Consider the following 18,320-nt stretch of genomic DNA (forward strand, 5'->3'; position numbering starts at 1 on the left):
TTTGTCGAATCAAGCTTGCTTTGGTATAATATTGCCCCGTCCTAGTGCTTTCTTACAAGCACATATTTCCAACTCATTTTCTCAGGTTCAGCATGACTACAAGGTATATCTTCGTTACTGGTGGCGTTGTTTCATCACTAGGTAAAGGCATTGCAGCAGCTTCTTTGGCTGCAATATTAGAGGCTCGCGGCCTAAACGTAACCATTATGAAGCTGGATCCATACATTAACGTTGATCCAGGTACCATGAGTCCAACACAGCACGGTGAAGTGTTTGTGACTGAAGACGGCGCTGAAACTGATCTAGATTTAGGTCACTATGAGCGTTTCATCCGTACTAAGATGAATCGTCGTAATAACTTTACTACGGGTCGTATTTACGAAGAAGTACTTCGTAAAGAACGTCGTGGTGACTATTTAGGTGCAACCATTCAGGTTATTCCACACATCACTAACGCTATCAAGGAAAAAGTTCTTGCTGGTGGTGAAGGTCATGATGTGGCTATCGTTGAAATCGGCGGCACGGTAGGTGATATTGAATCTCTACCATTCCTAGAGTCTATCCGTCAGCTAGGCGTTGAGCTTGGCCGTGATAGAACCCTATTTATGCATCTAACGCTTGTACCATTCTTGGGCGCAGCTGGCGAAGTAAAGACTAAGCCTACTCAGCACTCTGTTAAAGAGCTACGCTCAATTGGTATCGCTCCAGATGTGTTGGTTTGTCGTGGTGATCGCGCTATTCCTGCAAACGAGAAAGCTAAGATTTCTCTATTCTGTAACGTTGAAGAACGTGCAGTTATCTCACTAAAAGACGTAGACAGTATCTATAAGATCCCTGCGTTGTTGAAAGCACAAGGTCTAGACCAACTTGTGACTAAGCGTTTCGGCATCGATTGTAAAGAAGCCGATTTAGCCGAGTGGGAAAAGGTTGTATACCAAGAAGCAAACCCTGTGGGTGAAGTGACTATTGGTATGGTTGGTAAGTACATTGAACTACCAGATGCCTATAAGTCGGTTAACGAAGCATTAAAGCACGCGGGTCTATTTAACCGCGTATCAGTTAACATTAAGTATATTGATTCACAAAACGTAGAAGCTAAGGGCGATGAAGTCTTACAAGGCTTAGACGGTATCTTAGTTCCTGGTGGATTCGGTGAGCGTGGTGTTGAAGGTAAGATCATGGCGGCTAAGTTCGCACGTGAAAACAACCTTCCATATTTTGGTATCTGTTTAGGTATGCAAGTTGCGTTGATCGAGTTCGCTCGTCACGTTGCAGGTCTTGAAGGTGCGCATTCAACAGAATTTAAGCCAGAGACTCCACATCCAGTGGTTGGTTTGATCACTGAGTGGATCAACGAAGATGGCCAAGTTGAAGAGCGTCATGAAGAGTCTGACCTAGGCGGTACAATGCGTCTTGGAGCCCAGCTATGTCACCTTGAAGAAGGTACTAAAGCGGCTGCGGCTTATAAGTCTACCACTTGTGTTGAACGTCACCGTCACCGTTACGAAGTGAACAACAACTACAAAGAGCGTCTTGAGAAAGCAGGCCTTATCTTCAGTGGCCTATCATCAGACCGTTCATTGGTTGAAATGATTGAGCTACCAAACCACCCATGGTTCGTAGCTGGTCAGTTCCATCCTGAATTTACATCGACTCCTCGTGATGGTCAGCCGTTATTTGAAGGGTTTGTTGCCGCTGCAGCAGCCTACCAAAAACGTGATTTAGAAGACTAATTACGACAACGCCGCTTCCATTTAATGGGAGCGGCTTTTTTGTTTCTAGCGATGTAATAACTGCACAGAATTTCGTTTTACTTTTATCTTTAAATTTATCTTTAAAACTTAAATCGAGGGCATTATGGCTAAGATTATTAACATTATCGGTCGCGAAATCATGGATTCTCGCGGTAACCCAACTGTTGAAGCTGAAGTTCATTTAGAAGGCGGATTCATGGGAATGGCGGCTGCACCATCAGGCGCATCGACTGGTAGCCGTGAAGCACTAGAACTACGTGACGGCGATAAAGCCCGTTACATGGGTAAAGGTGTATTAAAAGCTGTTGAAAACATCAATGGACTTATCCGTGATGCTTTGATGGGTAAAGACGCAACAGCCCAAGCTGAACTTGATCAAATCATGATCGACGTAGACGGCACTGAAAACAAAGATAAGTTAGGCGCTAACGCGATTCTAGCTGTGTCTTTAGCTGCGGCTAAAGCGGCTGCTGCATTTAAAGGTGTTCCTTTATATGCACATATCGCCGATTTAAATGGCACGCCAGGCCAGTACTCTATGCCAGTTCCTATGATGAACATCTTGAACGGTGGTGAGCATGCAGATAACAACGTCGATATCCAAGAGTTTATGGTTCAGCCTGTTGGCGCTAAGAGCTTCCGTGAAGCACTACGCATGGGCGCTGAAATTTTCCATAGCCTAAAGAGCGTGCTTAAGTCTAAAGGCTTAAGCACTTCAGTGGGTGATGAAGGTGGCTTTGCACCAGATTTGGCTTCAAATGCTGACGCACTTGCAATCATCAAGGTTGCTGTTGAGCAAGCAGGTTACACGCTAGGTACTGACGTAACTCTAGCGCTAGACTGTGCGGCATCTGAATTTTACAAAGATGGCCAATATGACCTATCTGGCGAAGGTAAGGTTTTCTCTGCTAACGGTTTCTCTGACTTCCTTAAGTCGCTAACTGAGCAGTACCCAATAGCTTCAATCGAAGATGGCTTGGATGAGTCAGATTGGGATGGTTGGGCTTACCAGACTCAAATTATGGGTGACAAGATCCAGCTTGTTGGTGACGATCTGTTTGTAACTAACACTAAGATCTTAAAGCGCGGTATCGACAACGGTATTGCTAACTCAATCTTGATTAAGTTTAACCAAATCGGTTCACTAACTGAGACTCTAGCAGCGATTCGCATGGCGAAAGAAGCGGGTTACACAGTTGTGATTTCACACCGTAGTGGTGAAACTGAAGATGCAACGATTGCCGATCTAGCGGTTGCAACTTCTGCAGGTCAAATCAAGACGGGTTCACTATGCCGTAGTGACCGTGTTGCTAAGTACAACCAGCTGCTTCGTATCGAAGAGCAGTTAGGCGAAAAAGCACCTTATAACGGTCTTAAAGAGATCAAAGGTCAAGCGTAAATCGCTATAAACTTTAAAAAGGCCACCACTCGGTGGCCTTTTTTGTTGTACTATCTGTCTAATATTCTCAATTTCTTTCTACTTTGAATCATGAAACGGCTTCTTTTTGTATTAATTGCTCTACTTGCCATGCTTCAGTATCGCCTTTGGTTGGGGGATAAGAGCCTAGCTGACTCTTTTCATCTGCAGGAGCAGATAAAGTTGCAGCAGCAAAGTAATGCGCAATTGGTTGCTCGAAACCAAGTCTTAAGAGAAGAGATCAGTGATCTTCGTAGTGGTACCGAAGCATTAGAAGAGCGTGCTCGCAACGAGCTGGGCATGGTCAAAGAGGGCGAAACCTTCTTTCGCGTCGTTGGAGGCGAACGTGGGGGCGTACCTGAGAACTGATTTTAGCTTAACCAATCTTAGAAAGATGCCGCTATTACATGGAGCTCTATCATGAGCCAAACACCCAAGCACATAATCTCGATAGTCCCCGCTGCTGGTATAGGCAGTCGTATGGGCGCAGAAATTCCAAAGCAATATTTACAACTTAATGAACAAAGCATTTTAGGGCATACGCTGGACTGCTTATTATCGCATCCTAGTATCGAAAAGGTGATCGTGGCGCTTAACCCTGAAGATGAGTTCTTTGCGCGCTTGCCTCAAGCTCAGCATGCCAAACTACAGGCTGTAATTGGTGGTAAAGAGCGCGCAGACTCAGTGCTGTCGGCTTTAACTGTGGCACCAACGGATGCCTGGGCGCTAGTGCATGATGCGGCGCGTCCGTGCTTAAACCATCAAGACATAGATAAGTTAATCGAGTCAGCATCTAGCTTTCCACAAGGCGCTATTCTAGGAGCCCCTGTGCGTGACACCATGAAGCGTAGTAATGCACAGGGCTTAATTACCGAAACGGTTTGCCGCGAAAAGCTGTGGCATGCACTCACACCGCAGTTTTTTCCTGTGCAGAATCTAAAGCAAAATCTCAGTAATGCTTTAGCCGCAGGCGCATTAATTACCGATGAGGCTTCGGCTATGGAGTGGGCTGGTGTTGCTCCAGGCATTGTTGCTGGTCGCGCCGACAATATTAAGGTGACCCATCCAGACGATCTGCAGCTAGCCTCGCTATTTCTTAAAAGTGCAGCTCAATAGGCTAACTTAGAAACTAATTCGCTAAGAATTTAATAGATAAATAGGAACACCGATGAAAATTAGAATTGGTCATGGCTTTGATGTTCACAAGTTTGGTGGCGAGCCACCACTTATTCTCGGTGGCATCACGGTGCCTTATGAGGTCGGTTTAATCGCACACTCTGATGGTGATGTGGTTTTGCATGCTATCTCGGATGCGATTCTTGGCGCGATGGCGCTTGGAGATATCGGTAAGCATTTTCCCGATACTGACCCCGACTTTAAGGGCGCCGATAGCCGAGTGCTATTGAGGCACTGCTATAAATTAGCGATGGATATGGGCTATAGCTTATCAAACCTTGATGTGACCGTAATTGCTCAAGCGCCTAAAATGGCGCCGCATATCGAAGCCATTCGCGCTGTGCTAGCCGAAGATTTGGCATCGGAGATTTGCGATATTAATGTTAAAGCGACCACCACCGAAAAATTAGGTTTTACCGGCAGAAAAGAAGGCATTGCAGTAGAAGCTGTGGTGTTGATGATTAAATCATAATAAAGCTAAGCCATAACAAAGCTAAGTTATAAAAAGATTAAGTCATAAAAAGATTAAGTCATAAAAAGATTAAGTCATAGTAAGAAGATAAACAGATTATGAGCGAACTACATTATTTATACGGCAAGCCGACATCGACAGCCGACCTGCGCACCCACAATAGTGACTTTCAGGTACAAGAAATTCTACCATTTGCCCCTACGGGTGAAGGTGAGCACCATTTACTGCATATTCGCAAAGAGGGACTCAACACAGTTGAAGTGGCTAAAATGCTATCTGGCTTTGCTCATGTGCACCCGAAAGAGGTGACCTACGCAGGGCAAAAAGATAAGCACGCGATCACCGAGCAATGGTTTGGCGTACGTATTCCCGGAAAGGAAACACCAAACTGGGAGCAACTAAATAGCGAACAGATCACTGTACTTAGCTCCTCTAGACACAGTAAGAAGCTACGTATTGGTGCGTTGGCTGGTAATCGTTTTACCTTAACCTTGCGCAATGTCTCTGATATGAGTGATGTGGTTGCGCGCATTGAGAAGATTGGTGAGCAGGGTGTTCCAAACTACTTTGGTGAGCAGCGCTTTGGCCATGACGGCAAAAACCTTATATTTGGTCGTCAGATGTTTACAGGCCGTAAAGTGAAAGACAGAAACAAACGTAGTATGTATCTTTCTGCTGTGCGCTCAAATCTATTCAATATGGCTGTATCCACGCGTTTAGCCCAACATGGTACAGGCACTCTTACTGGCGACTGTGTCATGCTTGCTGGGAGCAAGAGTTATTTTGTGGCTGAGCAGTGGGATGAAACTTTAGTCGAGCGTTTAGCTAAAAAAGACATACAACTGTCGGCGCCATTATGGGGACGTGGTTTACCGCTTGCACAAGCTGAGGCTGCCGAGTGTGAGGCGCAAGCGCTTGAATCACTTGCAACTGATAAAGATGGTTTAGAGCATGCGGGGCTTAGCCAAGAAAGACGCGCATTGTTACTTGAGCCACAACATCTGCAATATGAAGTAGACGAAGATACCATTATTCTAAAATTTGCATTACCATCAGGTTCTTATGCTACATCGGTACTACGAGAGTTATTTGTTTACCAGGATGTTCAGGAAGTCGCTCGAAAGCAGATGCTAGCCGCACAAAATAGCGGCGAGGCACAATGATGAAGATCCTTATCAGTAATGATGATGGAGTGAATGCGATAGGCATTGTTGCTCTGACTCGGTCTTTGAGCCAAATAGCAGAAACACTCACTGTCGGGCCTGATAGAAACTGCTCTGGTGCGAGTAACTCGTTAACCTTGACCAACCCGCTTCGACTCAATACCTTAGACAATGGTTTTATCTCGGTAAGTGGTACACCGACCGACTGCGTTCATTTAGCCATACGAGAATTATATCAAGATGAGCCTGATATGGTGGTATCAGGTATTAATGCTGGGGCGAATATGGGCGATGATACCTTGTATTCAGGCACCGTAGCGGCGGCGATGGAAGGACGCTTTCTTGGTTTTCCTGCGATAGCTATTTCTTTGGTTGGCCATGAGCATTACGAAACTGCGGCTCATTATGCGTTAAAAATCGTTAAAGCCTTGCAGGATAACCCTGTTGCTCAGGATAAGATCTTGAACATCAATGTACCTGACTTGCCATTGTCTGAAGTGAAAGGGATGAAAATCACTCGTCTCGGTGCAAGGCATAGAGCCGAAGGCATGGTGAGAACTCAAGATCCTGCCGGAAAAGAGATTTTTTGGTTAGGACCACCGGGTGATGAACAAGACGCCAGTGATGGCACTGATTTTCACGCTGTCGCTAATGGTTATGTGTCTATCACTCCACTAACTGTTGATTTAACCGCTTTTGAGCAACTCAAGGCTCTGGATAATTGGTTAGCTAACATCAGTGAAAAATAGTGATTATTCGTGGTTAATAGTGGTTTACAGTAGTTAGCCACTCGTCCGTTATATATCACGTGACGCTGAACTTAACCGCTTTTGAACAACTCAAGGCACTGGATAATTGGTTAGCTAACATCAGTGAACAATACTGATTATTCGTGGTTAATAGTGGTTTACAGTAGTTAGCCACTCGTCCGTTATATATCACGTGACGGTGAACTTAACCGCTTTTGAACAACTCAAGGCACTGGATAATTGGTTAGCTAACATCAGTGAACAATACTGATTAATAGTGGTTTACAGTGGTTAGCCACTCGTCTGTTATGCATCTCGTGACGGCGGACCTAACTGCTTTTGAACGGCTCAAGGCATTGGATAAGTGGTTAGCTAAGATCAGCGTTTAACTGTCGAGTGAAAACCTTTATAGATTGCCCTATAGAAACGGGCAATCGAAGCGTTAACAAATTTATTGAAATATTGGAAAAGAGATTTATGAACCCTGTCGCCTCAACATCAGCATTGAACCTTGCAAGAAGTCTGTATGAGGCTGGGATCCGTAATGAAGCTGTATTGCGTGCGGTCGCAAATACTCCGAGGGAGCAGTTTCTTGAACCTGCACTTGGTCATAAAGCTTATGAGAATACTGCGCTGCCGATAGGGCAAGGTCAGACTATTTCTCAGCCTTATATCGTTGCCAGAATGACTGAAATTATCTTGCAGAATAAGCCAAGTAAAGTGCTTGAGATAGGTACGGGATCAGGCTATCAAGCTGCGGTTTTAGCACAGCTAGTTCCACAACTTTGCACGGTGGAACGAATTAAAAGTTTACAGATCCAGGCCAGACAGAGGCTTAAAAAGCTCGATTTACATAATGTCGCTTTCAAATATGGCGATGGTTGGCAAGGATGGCCAAGTAAAGGCCCTTACGACGCGATTATGGTGACTGCAGCTGCAAGTTCAGTTCCTGAAGCCTTAGTGGCGCAATTAGCTGACGGTGGTGTATTAGTCATTCCTGTTGGCGAGTTATCGCAACAGCTGTTGAAGCTTACCCGAGTTGGCAATCAGTTTACCTCCGAGGTGATTGAGAATGTGCGCTTTGTGCCGCTAGTGAGTGGCGAGCTGGCATAGGCATTTTTACACGGGCTTATCGAGCCAGCAATCAAGTAATAATTAAATAGTGTCGACAACAGGGTAATTTGGGGTGAAGAGTTAACAATGAGGTTCGTTTACTATTATTGTGTCTACGTGGTGCTGCTTTCTGGCTGTAGTTTTCAGGCAGATAGACCTGCACCTGTAGAATCTATTAACGGTCCCCAAACTCCGTCGATCACCAAAGGATCGATTACAGGAAGTCGTTATATCGTAAAAAATGGTGATACTCTCTACTCTATCGCCTGGGGAGCAAATAAAGATTTTGTTGATATTGCAAAGCAAAATCGTCTGCCAAAGCCTTATACCATCTACCCTGGACAAGTATTGAGTCTTAGCTCTAAAAGATATGTTACAAATAGCCAAAGCGCCAAAAAAACGACGAATTCAAGCATTAAAACCACTGCCGTTAATAGTAATAATACACAAAAACAAGTGGTTAGTGCTAAACCATCTACCGTCTCCAGCCAGAATCAAGGGTCAAAAAAACAACTTGATCCTGTCGCCAAGCCTGCGTACTCTGTAACAAGTAGTCAACAAGATGCTAACCGAATTATCCACAAGCCTGTCGAGCTTCCAAAGAAAGTAAGCCGCTGGTCATGGCCTGTGAAAGGTAAGGTGATTGGAACTTTCTCCGCCAAAGAGCAGGGAAATAAAGGGATAAAGATCGCAGGTAACCGAGGTGATGTGATTCGAGCTGCTGCAAGTGGTCGAGTCGTTTACGCTGGTAGTGCACTTCGGGGGTACGGTAACTTAGTTATCATTAAGCATAGTGATGATTATCTAAGTGCTTATGCTCATGCTGATAAGATCTCAGTTAAGGAAAAGCAACTTGTTAGTGTTGGACAGACAGTTGCGACAATGGGTAGTACTGGTACAAATCGGGTCATGTTACATTTTGAGATCCGATATCATGGAAAGTCAGTTAATCCTGTTAAATTTTTGCCTAAACAATAGTTGTTGGGCCGCCATTTTGGCAAATCGGAGGATAGTGAAGTGCAGTAATTTAATGTGAAAATTTGGGAGAAATATTATGGGCAGATTAAATAGTGCCGTTGTTGCAGAGCAGCCAAAAAATGACTCTGTAAAAGATTCATCGAATACTCTTACTAAACAGGATGTGAAAGAAGCTGAATTAGAGCAGCAAGTGCAAGATGATTTACAAAAAAACTTAGATGCCACACAGCTGTATCTAGGTGAGATTGGATTTTCCCCTCTCCTCAGTGCCGAGGAAGAAGTGTATTTTTCACGTAAGTCCCTTAAAGGGTGTGAAAAATCTCGTAACCGTATGATTGAAAGTAACCTCAGATTAGTCGTAAAAATTGCACGTCGATATAATAATCGTGGCTTAGCGTTACTCGATCTTATCGAAGAGGGCAATTTAGGCCTTATCCGTGCAGTAGAGAAGTTCGATCCTGAGCGTGGCTTTAGATTTTCAACCTATGCAACATGGTGGATTAGACAGACGATTGAGCGAGCAATTATGAATCAGACTCGTACCATTCGTTTACCCATCCATGTGGTAAAAGAGCTGAATGTTTATCTGCGTACCGCAAGAGAGCTAGCGCATAAATTAGATCACGAGCCTACGGCAGAAGAGATTGCAGATAAGCTAGATTTACCTAGTGCGGATGTAAGCCGTATGCTAAAGCTTAATGAAAGAATCACCTCTGTTGACACCCCCTTAGGTGGCGAAAGTGATAAAGCATTACTAGATGTGCTTGCCGATGATGATAACGTAGGGCCTGACTATAAGGTGCAGGACGAAGACATGTCCAAGTCTGTAGTCAAATGGTTAGATGAGCTTAATACCAAGCAAAGAGAAGTGTTAGCGCGCCGATTTGGTTTATTGGGCTACGAGCCATCTACGCTTGAAAACGTAGGTAAAGAAATTGGCTTAACCCGTGAAAGAGTTCGTCAAATTCAAGTCGAGGCTCTCAAGCGTCTGAAAGATTTACTGGGGGCACAAGGCCTTTCTGTTGAAGCCATTTTTAAAGCATAAAATTAAAGCATAAAATACTGTCTCGTTCTGAGATAAATAAAAAGCGCAGTTGAAATCAACTGCGCTTTTTTTGTGCCTATTGTCTAGTGCCCTAGAGGCTTAATCTTAAATGCTATAAAGCCAATTTTTTAAGATTATATAAGTAGTCCAGTGCTTGTCTTGGGGTCAACTCATCTGGGTTTAGCTTTTGTAGTGCTTCTACAGCTGGGGATGGAGCACTAGGCACAAAGCTCATGTTTTGCTGGGTACCTTGTTGTTCGGTATTTTGTTGTACATCGTGATCGCGGCTCTCAAGTTGATGTAACTTGTGTTTCGCTGCGCTGATGACACAATTTGGCACTCCTGCAAGTGCTGCTACCTGAAGGCCATAACTGCGGCTTGCTGCTCCCTCTTGAACGGCATGCATAAATACTATGCTGTCACCATGTTCGACGGCATCAAGGTGCACATTTTCCACATTGCTAAGCTGTTCAGGTAGTTGTGTTAGCTCAAAGTAATGAGTGGCAAACAGTGTCATTGCCTGTAACTGTTTAGCCAAATACTCGGCAGCAGACCATGCCAGAGATAGGCCGTCATAGGTCGAGGTTCCTCGGCCAATCTCATCCATTAAAACTAAGCTGTTTGGCGTAGCGTTATGCAAGATGTTAGCGGTTTCAGTCATCTCAACCATAAAGGTTGAACGACCCGAGGCCAAGTCATCTGATGCACCAATACGGGTAAATATTCTGTCTACAGGGCCAATGACGGCCTGCTCTGCAGGGACATAACAACCGATATGAGCCATAAGGGTGATCAAGGCTACTTGACGCATATAGGTAGACTTACCGCCCATATTCGGACCTGTGACGATCAGCATCTTACGCTGGGCGTTTAAAGTTACCGGGTTGGCGATAAATGGACTCTGGCTTACTTGTTCTACTACAGGGTGACGACCCGCCTCAATGTGAATACCTGATATGCTCGATAGTTCTGGGCAATGGTAATTAAGGCTCTCGGCTCGTTCGGCAAAGTTACATAATACATCTAGTTCGGCCGATGCTTGGGCGAAGTCTTGTAGTTCATGCAGCTTAGGCAATATAAGATCGAATAGCTGTTCCCATAACTGTTTCTCTAGCGCTAGGGCTCTGCCTTGGCTAGATAGCACTTTTTCCTCATGCTCTTTTAGCTCGGGAATGATATAGCGTTCGGTATTTTTCAGGGTTTGTCTGCGCTGATAGCTCAGTGGCACAAGATCAGACTCACGACGACTGACCTCGATATAGTAGCCATGGACTCGGTTGTAGCCGACTTTTAGTGTTGAAATTCCGGTTTGCTCTTTCTCTCGGGCTTCCAGTTCATGCAAGTAATCTGTGGCGCCTTCGCTCAACTTACGCCATTGATCTAGCTCTTCATTGTAGCCCTCGCGGATCACACCACCATCGCGAATAAGCATGGGTGGATTATCGACAACCGCACGCGAGAGTAGATCAACCTCCTCAGGGAACACACCAATCACTTGCGATAGGTATTTAAGGTGCGGCGCACTGGCGGCGCTTAGTGTTTGTTGTAGCTGAGGCAGTAAGGTCAGAGCTTGACGTAGGCGTGCAAAGTCTCTTGGGCGAGCATTACGCAGTGCAATACGTGCCGTAATGCGCTCTACATCTCCTAGGGCTTTCAGATCTTCTGATAGCGTCTCAAAGTCGCCAGTCATCATCAGTTCTGCTATCGATGCTTGTCTTGCTCGAATAATGTCATGATCGCGAAGAGGCTGGTGGATCCAGCGTTGCAGCATTCGGCTTCCCATAGGTGTAACGGTATTGTCTAGCACTGAAGCTAGGGTGTTTTCGCGGCCGCCCTGCAGGTTTACCGTAAGCTCTAAATTACGGCGGGTCGCGGCATCGAGCACTATGCTGTCTGACTGATTGAAGCGCACGATCGAGTTGATATGCGGCAGTGCTGTACGTTGGGTGTCTTTGACATACTGCATCAAGCAACCCGCAGCCTGTAAAGAAAGCCTCGCGTCTTCGATACCGAAGCCTTTTAGATCTTTAGTGCCAAATTGATTAAGCAGCATACGCTGACAGGTATCGTAATCGAACTCCCACTCGGGCCTGCGTCTTGTGCCATTCATACCCGCGATAAGACTCATCTGCGAGAAGTCTTCGCTATAGAGTAACTCGGCAGGGTTAGTACGTTGTAACTCAGCCTCTAAGGCTTCGGTATTGGCAAGCTCGGTGACAACAAAGCGTCCAGATGCGACATCTAAGGTTGCATAACCGTAACCCGTTTTGCCTTGGTAAAGCGCAGCAAGCAGGTTGTCTTGTCTCTCTTGCAGTAAGGCTTCGTCTGTTAATGTACCAGGGGTTACAATTCGTACGACCTTACGCTCAACCGGACCTTTTGAGGTCGCAGGATCGCCAACTTGCTCGCAAATCGCTACCGATACACGTAGCTGAACGAGCTTAGCTAAATAGCCTTCGACAGCGTGATAGGGGAGGCCTGCCATGGGGATCGGGTCTCCGCCACTTTTACCACGGGCCGTTAACGAGATCCCAAGTAGCTCAGATGCTTTTTTTGCATCTTCATAAAAGAGCTCATAAAAATCGCCCATGCGATAAAAGAGCAACATATCGGGATGCTGGGCTTTTAAGGTCAAATATTGACGCATCATAGGAGTGTGTTTTTCTAAGCTTTGGGGATCAATAGCGGTCATCGATTTGTTTTGCCTGTCATTTACTGTGGCACCTTAAAGTGCCTTACACAATATTGGCTCTAATATTAACAATATTTTGCCCGGTTTAGGCGGAATTCTTACTGTGTTTCAGTAAAAAATTACTGTAGATAAATCCTCTTATCCTAGAAGTGTATGATTTATAGATATTTATAAAATATTTTTACACAGTACTTGATACTGTATGATTGTACAGTATACTAGTTTCATATTGAGGCTCTAGCCAAGGCAAATCGAGTCATCACCCAAATAATAAATCAGTACCGCAAACGTGTTTGCGCTGTGATCCAGAGGATATAGGAATGAAGATAGATCCAAATAAAGAGAAAGCATTGAACGCTGTACTTGGACAGATTGAGAAGCAGTTTGGTAAAGGCTCAATCATGAAGTTAGGTGAAGACCGTTCAATGGACGTAGAGACCATTTCTACTGGCTCATTAGCTTTGGACGTAGCTTTAGGCGCTGGCGGCTTACCTATGGGACGTATCGTTGAGATCTATGGTCCAGAATCTTCAGGTAAAACTACCTTAACATTAGAAGTTATCGCTGCCGCTCAAAAGCAGGGTAAGACCTGTGCCTTTATCGATGCTGAGCATGCTCTTGACCCTATCTACGCTAAAAAGCTAGGTGTTGATATCGATAACTTATTATGTTCACAGCCAGATACTGGTGAGCAGGCGCTTGAAATCTGTGATGCACTAACTCGAAGCGGCGCCGTTGACGTTATCGTCGTCGACTCGGTTGCAGCATTGACACCAAAAGCGGAAATCGAAGGTGAAATCGGTGACTCTCACATGGGCCTTGCGGCGCGTATGATGAGCCAAGCAATGCGTAAGCTTGCTGGTAACCTAAAGCAGTCAAATACACTTCTTATCTTCATTAACCAAATCCGTATGAAGATTGGTGTAATGTTCGGTAACCCAGAAACAACTACGGGTGGTAACGCACTTAAGTTCTATGCTTCTGTTCGTCTAGATATCCGCCGTACAGGTGCGATTAAAGATCGAGAAGAGGTTATTGGTAACGAAACCCGCGTAAAAGTGGTTAAGAACAAGATTGCCGCACCATTTAAACAAGCTGAATTCCAAATCCTTTACGGTCAAGGCATCAACAGCACGGGTGAGTTGGTTGACCTTGGTGTACAGCACAAGTTAATTGAAAAGGCAGGTGCTTGGTACAGCTACAAAGGTGACAAGATCGGTCAAGGCCGTGCAAATGCCGGTAAGTATCTAATCGAAAACCCAGCAATTTCAGATGAAATTGAAACAACACTGCGCGCTATGCTTCTTGGCAACGGTGAGAAGGTGAGTGCAGATTCAGCTGACACCGCTGGCGATAACATCGATTTAGAGACTGGCGAAGTATTTTAAGCTAGATAACAGATAACTCAGTCTGTTGTCTGTGTCGCGGTTGCACTATGACTAATATAAGATGTACAACTTATATTAGTTAGCGCGCCGCGACTCTTCTCATAAGGAGCCTACAGCTCTCGTAAATAGACCTCTGTTCTTGTTAAGAAGCCAAGATCAAACCTTTCCGCTTATTCTTCCCTGTCAAACTTTCGTTATAGGATCATTGTTGTTAAATGCCGTTGCAAGACTCATTTTCATCAGTTTCCGCCTGTAGTACGACTGTCTTTGAAAAGCTCCAATCGTGTTTTAACCTGTTAATTTCAGCTCCTCACGCAGTTTTGTATTAACAGGGCTGGTTGTTAGTCATGACTCTGCTTATAATGCTATCCATAAAAATTTATCACTCAGCTCTTTAGGGCTATTTGCACAATCTAATTCAGGACGGTTTCATGTATCAAACCACTGCAGCACTGCGAAGTGCTTTTTTGGAATATTTCCGCACAAATGGTCACCAGGTAGTAGATAGCAGCTCTCTCGTTCCAGCGAACGATCCAACGCTACTATTTACTAATGCGGGTATGAACCAGTTTAAAGATGTGTTTTTGGGTGCAGATAAACGTAGCTATTCTCGTGCAACGTCTTCACAGCGCTGTGTTCGCGCGGGTGGTAAGCACAACGACTTAGATAACGTGGGCTACACAGCACGTCACCACACTTTCTTTGAAATGTTAGGTAACTTTAGCTTTGGTGATTATTTTAAAGAAGAAGCAATTCATTTCGCATGGACTTTCCTGACCGAAGAGTTGAAGCTACCGAAAGAACGCCTTTGTGTCACCATCTATGACACAGACGACGAAGCATTTGAAATTTGGAATAAGAAAATTGGCGTAGCGGCGGAAAATATTATCCGTATTGGCGACAATAAAGGTGCTGCATATGCGTCAGATAACTTCTGGCAAATGGGTGACACAGGTCCTTGTGGCCCATGTTCTGAAATCTTCTATGATCACGGTGATCATATCTGGGGCGGACGTCCTGGTACACCAGAAGAAGATGGCGACCGTTTCATCGAGATCTGGAACATCGTATTTATGCAGTATAACCGTCAAGCTGACGGTGAGATGAAGCCACTACCAAAGCCATCTGTTGATACCGGTATGGGTATTGAGCGTATTGCTGCCATTATGCAGGGCGTACATTCAAACTACGAAATTGATATTTTCCAAGCTTTGATCAAGAAGGCTGCAGCTATTCTTGGTGTAACGGATCTTGAGAACAAGTCATTACGTGTTATTGCCGATCACATTCGTTCATGTGCCTTCTTAATTGCCGACGGTGTTATGCCATCAAATGAAGGCCGTGGTTATGTGCTTCGTCGTATAATTCGTCGTGCCGTTCGTCATGGTAACAAGCTAGGTGCTACTGAAAGTTTCTTCTACAAGCTGGTTCCAACATTAATTGAAGTGATGGGCGCCGATGCTGCAAAAGGCTTGCAAGAGACTCAAGCTATTGTTGAAAAGTCACTAAAAGCTGAAGAAGAACAATTCGCACGTACACTTGAACGTGGTCTAGGCATTTTAGATGCGGCGCTAAATGAGCTAGCAACTAATGTGTTAGATGGCGAAACAGCATTCAAGCTTTACGATACTTATGGCTTCCCAGTAGATTTAACTGCTGACGTTTGTCGTGAGCGTGATATCACGGTTGATGAAGCAGGATTTGAAGTTGCTATGGCAGCGCAGCGTAGCCGTGCACAAGCAGCTGGTCAATTCGAGACTGACTATAACGAAGGTCTTATAATTGATGAACAAAGCGGCTTTACTGGTTACACCGATCTAAATAATCAAGCGACAGTGACAGCAATCTTTAAAGCGGGTGAGTCAGTTGATAGCATTGTTGCTGGTGATGACGTGGTTATCGTACTCGATAACACACCGTTTTATGGTGAGTCAGGTGGTCAATGTGGCGATGAAGGTGTATTGATTGCCGATGGAATCGAGTTCACTGTGACTGATACACAAAAGTATGGTCAAGCGATTGGTCATATCGGTCGCGTAGCGACTGGTACAGTTAAAGTTGGCCAAGTGGTTACAGCGAATGTTGATAAGAAGCTTCGTCATAGAACCGAGCTAAACCATTCAGTGACACACCTTTTACATGCAGCGCTTCGCCAAGTGTTAGGTACACACGTATCTCAGAAAGGTTCTTTGGTTGACCCAGAGCGTCTACGTTTCGACTTCTCTCATTTCGAAGGTGTTAAAGCTCACGAGCTTAAAGAAGTTGAAGAGCTAGTGAATACCCAAATTCGTCGTAACCACGAATTGACCGCTGAAGTGATGGATATAGAAACGGCCAAAGAAAAAGGTGCTATGGCACTGTTTGGTGAGAAGTATGATTCAGAAGTGCGTGTTGTGACTATGGGCGACTTCTCTATCGAGCTTTGTGGGGGTACTCACGTTGGGCGTACTGGTGATATCGGTTTGTTCAAGATCACTTCAGAGGGCGGTATCGCTGCCGGCATACGTCGTATTGAAGCGGTAACAGGCGCAGCTGCGATGGCTTATGTTGCTAAGCAGCAAGCACAACTTGAAGAAGCGGCTGCATTACTGAAGGGCGATAGTGCTTCTGTGGTTGCTAAGCTTAAAGCACAGCTTGATAAGACTAAGTTACTTGAAAAAGAGCTATCTCAACTAAAAGACAAGTTGGCAGCTGCGACTAGCGCCGATCTTGCTGGCGAAGCTGTTGACGTGAATGGCGTTAAGGTTCTCGTTAAGAAACTTGAGGGTGTTGATGCTGGGGCTCTTCGTGGTCTACAGGATGAGCTCAAGCAAAAGCTGCAGTCAGGTATCGTAGTGCTAGCGATTGCCGGCGAAGATAAAGTTAATATGATCGTTGGTGTGACTAAAGATCTTACTGGTAAGGTTAAAGCGGGTGAGCTTGTAGCCTCTATAGCAGTACAAGTTGGCGGTAAAGGCGGTGGACGTCCTGATATGGCTCAAGCCGGTGGTAGCCAGCCTGAGAACCTAGACGCTGCTTTAGAGCAAGTTATTCCATGGATCTCTGCTAAGCTTGCATAATTGCTAGCGATAACGAGATATTAAGAAGCGCCCTTTAAGGGCGTTTTTTTATGGCATAAACAAAAATACTCTAGAGGGCAGGGGGAGTGGATTGAGGCTTTAGTTAACTTTATTACTATTCATCCAATGCTTTTACTGGCTAAAAGAGCAAGCGAATGAGCAAATAGCTATTTATATAAATGTTGAATTGTTTGGTTAAAGTATCAGCAATGTGGCCTTTGGTTTGGGGAATGTGCGCTTTCATGTTAGTTTAATGTCAATGCTTGATAGTCGTACGACCGAGCAAAGATTAATCTTAATATGGCTAAAAAGGTTTCAGGTAGATAACTGTGATTTATTACTGAAAAAGCTGTAATTATTTGACGCTTTTCTAATAGAAGACTGTTAATTTGTACTAAGCTAACCTTATAATACAGATATAACGGAATTATGCCGTATAAGCAGAACTAGGAACTAAAGGAGCAATGTAATGCTGATATTGACTCGTCGTGTTGGTGAAACACTGATGATTGGTGACGAAGTAACTGTCACTGTATTAGGCGTTAAAGGTAACCAAGTAAGAATTGGTGTAAATGCACCTAAAGAAGTCTCTGTACATCGTGAAGAGATTTACCAACGCATTCAGTCTGAAAAGTCAGGTACCCCATCTGAAGGCGGTAACTTTTGATCTGAATGGATCACTTAAGAATTTTAGAAGCCAGTTTTTAACTGGCTTTTTTATTTTCTGGCTTCTAGCTTCAAGGCTCTGTAGCTCACAGAGTTTAGACTTATATAAATGTACTACTCCAAAAGAAGTCTTCTTTAGTACAGGCTAGAGGCATTTACCCGCGCATTCTGTCTGAGAAAACAGCTCACCAGTCGATAATGGCTATTTTGATCTGAATGAGATCAGTTTGAGGCTATTGGTAAATATGTAGAAGCCAGTTAATAACTGGCTTTTTATTTTCTGGCTTCTGGCTTCTAGCTTCTAGGCTCTGTAGCTCACAGAGTTTAGACTTATGTAAATGTACTACTCTCAAAGAAGTCTTCTTTGTACAGGCTAAAGACATTTACTGCGCATTCAGTCTGAGAAAACAGCTCTCTAGTCGATAATGGTAATTTTGATCTGAATAAGACCAGTTTGAGGCTATTGGTAAATATGTAGAAGCCAGTTAATAACTGGCTTTTTTATTTTCAGGATTTGAAGCTTTGGGGAGAGGGCGCTAGGAGCTAAGTTAGTTTGACTCACTTTGCTCAAGTGAGTGTAAATGCGTCCACTCCCAAGAAGGCGTCCTGTTCTGGGGAAAGGAATTAAGCCGCGTATTTAGCCTGAAA

Annotated in this window: 14 protein-coding genes; 13 read left to right on the plus strand and 1 reads right to left on the minus strand. The window is 44.5% G+C overall.

Annotated elements, in window-relative coordinates:
• The first annotated feature begins 92 nt into the window (after positions 1–92).
• The 10 genes from pyrG (at position 93) to rpoS (ending at position 9,867) form a co-directional block, all read left to right on the plus strand.
• The gene (gene pyrG, locus SPEA_RS06185; RefSeq protein WP_012154438.1) at positions 93–1,733 is read left to right on the plus strand and encodes a CTP synthase; all 1,641 of its coding nucleotides are present in this window, start codon (positions 93–95) and stop codon (positions 1,731–1,733) included.
• 124 nt (positions 1,734–1,857) lie between these two features.
• Entirely contained in the window at positions 1,858–3,153 is a 1,296-nt protein-coding gene (gene eno / locus SPEA_RS06190) for a phosphopyruvate hydratase (protein WP_012154439.1), read from the plus strand.
• Positions 3,154–3,243: 90 nt separating this feature from the next.
• A complete protein-coding gene (ftsB, locus tag SPEA_RS06195) occupies positions 3,244–3,540 on the plus strand; it encodes a cell division protein FtsB (protein ID WP_012154440.1) in 297 nt (98 codons plus the stop codon).
• Positions 3,541–3,591: 51 nt separating this feature from the next.
• Positions 3,592–4,287: a 2-C-methyl-D-erythritol 4-phosphate cytidylyltransferase gene (ispD, locus tag SPEA_RS06200; protein ID WP_012154441.1), complete on the plus strand. Its 696-nt coding sequence runs from the start codon at positions 3,592–3,594 to the stop codon at positions 4,285–4,287.
• A 52-nt stretch (positions 4,288–4,339) separates the two neighbouring features.
• Positions 4,340–4,819, plus strand: a complete 480-nt coding sequence (ispF, locus tag SPEA_RS06205; protein ID WP_012154442.1) for a 2-C-methyl-D-erythritol 2,4-cyclodiphosphate synthase — start codon at positions 4,340–4,342, stop codon at positions 4,817–4,819.
• Positions 4,820–4,917: 98 nt separating this feature from the next.
• Complete coding sequence (truD, locus tag SPEA_RS06210) at positions 4,918–5,982, plus strand: tRNA pseudouridine(13) synthase TruD (protein WP_012154443.1); 1,065 nt, start codon at positions 4,918–4,920, stop codon at positions 5,980–5,982.
• On the plus strand, positions 5,979–6,731 hold the full coding sequence (surE, locus tag SPEA_RS06215) for a 5'/3'-nucleotidase SurE (protein WP_012154444.1): 753 nt from the start codon (positions 5,979–5,981) through the stop codon (positions 6,729–6,731). The genes truD and surE overlap by 4 nt, the downstream gene beginning before the upstream one ends.
• Positions 6,732–7,208: 477 nt before the next feature.
• Positions 7,209–7,844, plus strand: coding sequence for a protein-L-isoaspartate(D-aspartate) O-methyltransferase (locus SPEA_RS06220; protein WP_012154445.1), 636 nt, complete (start codon positions 7,209–7,211; stop codon positions 7,842–7,844).
• A gap of 87 nt (positions 7,845–7,931) precedes the next feature.
• Complete coding sequence (locus SPEA_RS06225; protein WP_012154446.1) at positions 7,932–8,822, plus strand: peptidoglycan DD-metalloendopeptidase family protein; 891 nt, start codon at positions 7,932–7,934, stop codon at positions 8,820–8,822.
• Positions 8,823–8,898: 76 nt separating this feature from the next.
• Complete coding sequence (gene rpoS / locus SPEA_RS06230) at positions 8,899–9,867, plus strand: RNA polymerase sigma factor RpoS (protein WP_012154447.1); 969 nt, start codon at positions 8,899–8,901, stop codon at positions 9,865–9,867.
• Between the two features lie 112 nt (positions 9,868–9,979).
• Here the strand turns inward: rpoS and mutS are convergent, their stop codons facing one another.
• Positions 9,980–12,559 (minus strand): DNA mismatch repair protein MutS, encoded by a 2,580-nt coding sequence (gene mutS, locus SPEA_RS06235; RefSeq protein WP_012154448.1) that lies wholly within the window; start codon positions 12,557–12,559, stop codon positions 9,980–9,982.
• Positions 12,560–12,879: 320 nt separating this feature from the next.
• Between mutS and recA the strand changes: the two genes are divergently transcribed.
• The 3 genes from recA (at position 12,880) to csrA (ending at position 17,673) form a co-directional block, all read left to right on the plus strand.
• Entirely contained in the window at positions 12,880–13,947 is a 1,068-nt protein-coding gene (gene recA, locus SPEA_RS06240) for a recombinase RecA (RefSeq protein ID WP_012154449.1), read from the plus strand.
• 431 nt (positions 13,948–14,378) lie between these two features.
• Complete coding sequence (gene alaS, locus SPEA_RS06245) at positions 14,379–17,006, plus strand: alanine--tRNA ligase (RefSeq protein ID WP_012154450.1); 2,628 nt, start codon at positions 14,379–14,381, stop codon at positions 17,004–17,006.
• Between the two features lie 469 nt (positions 17,007–17,475).
• The gene (csrA, locus tag SPEA_RS06250) at positions 17,476–17,673 is read left to right on the plus strand and encodes a carbon storage regulator CsrA (protein WP_006082602.1); all 198 of its coding nucleotides are present in this window, start codon (positions 17,476–17,478) and stop codon (positions 17,671–17,673) included.
• Positions 17,674–18,320 lie beyond the last annotated feature (647 nt).

It is taken from the genome of Shewanella pealeana ATCC 700345 (genome assembly GCF_000018285.1).
In the GTDB taxonomy this organism is placed as follows: Bacteria; Pseudomonadota; Gammaproteobacteria; order Enterobacterales; family Shewanellaceae; genus Shewanella; species Shewanella pealeana.

What these genes read in the sequence shown, in the direction of transcription:
- pyrG (WP_012154438.1), top strand. Translation starts at nt 93, where the DNA reads ATGACTACAAGGTATATCTTCGTTACTGGTGGCGTTGTTTCATCACTA.
- eno (WP_012154439.1), top strand. Translation starts at nt 1,858, where the DNA reads ATGGCTAAGATTATTAACATTATCGGTCGCGAAATCATGGATTCTCGC.
- ftsB (WP_012154440.1), top strand. Translation starts at nt 3,244, where the DNA reads ATGAAACGGCTTCTTTTTGTATTAATTGCTCTACTTGCCATGCTTCAG.
- ispD (WP_012154441.1), top strand. Translation starts at nt 3,592, where the DNA reads ATGAGCCAAACACCCAAGCACATAATCTCGATAGTCCCCGCTGCTGGT.
- ispF (WP_012154442.1), top strand. Translation starts at nt 4,340, where the DNA reads ATGAAAATTAGAATTGGTCATGGCTTTGATGTTCACAAGTTTGGTGGC.
- truD (WP_012154443.1), top strand. Translation starts at nt 4,918, where the DNA reads ATGAGCGAACTACATTATTTATACGGCAAGCCGACATCGACAGCCGAC.
- surE (WP_012154444.1), top strand. Translation starts at nt 5,979, where the DNA reads ATGATGAAGATCCTTATCAGTAATGATGATGGAGTGAATGCGATAGGC.
- SPEA_RS06220 (WP_012154445.1), top strand. Translation starts at nt 7,209, where the DNA reads ATGAACCCTGTCGCCTCAACATCAGCATTGAACCTTGCAAGAAGTCTG.
- SPEA_RS06225 (WP_012154446.1), top strand. Translation starts at nt 7,932, where the DNA reads ATGAGGTTCGTTTACTATTATTGTGTCTACGTGGTGCTGCTTTCTGGC.
- rpoS (WP_012154447.1), top strand. Translation starts at nt 8,899, where the DNA reads ATGGGCAGATTAAATAGTGCCGTTGTTGCAGAGCAGCCAAAAAATGAC.
- mutS (WP_012154448.1), bottom strand. Translation starts at nt 12,559, where the DNA reads ATGACCGCTATTGATCCCCAAAGCTTAGAAAAACACACTCCTATGATG.
- recA (WP_012154449.1), top strand. Translation starts at nt 12,880, where the DNA reads ATGAAGATAGATCCAAATAAAGAGAAAGCATTGAACGCTGTACTTGGA.
- alaS (WP_012154450.1), top strand. Translation starts at nt 14,379, where the DNA reads ATGTATCAAACCACTGCAGCACTGCGAAGTGCTTTTTTGGAATATTTC.
- csrA (WP_006082602.1), top strand. Translation starts at nt 17,476, where the DNA reads ATGCTGATATTGACTCGTCGTGTTGGTGAAACACTGATGATTGGTGAC.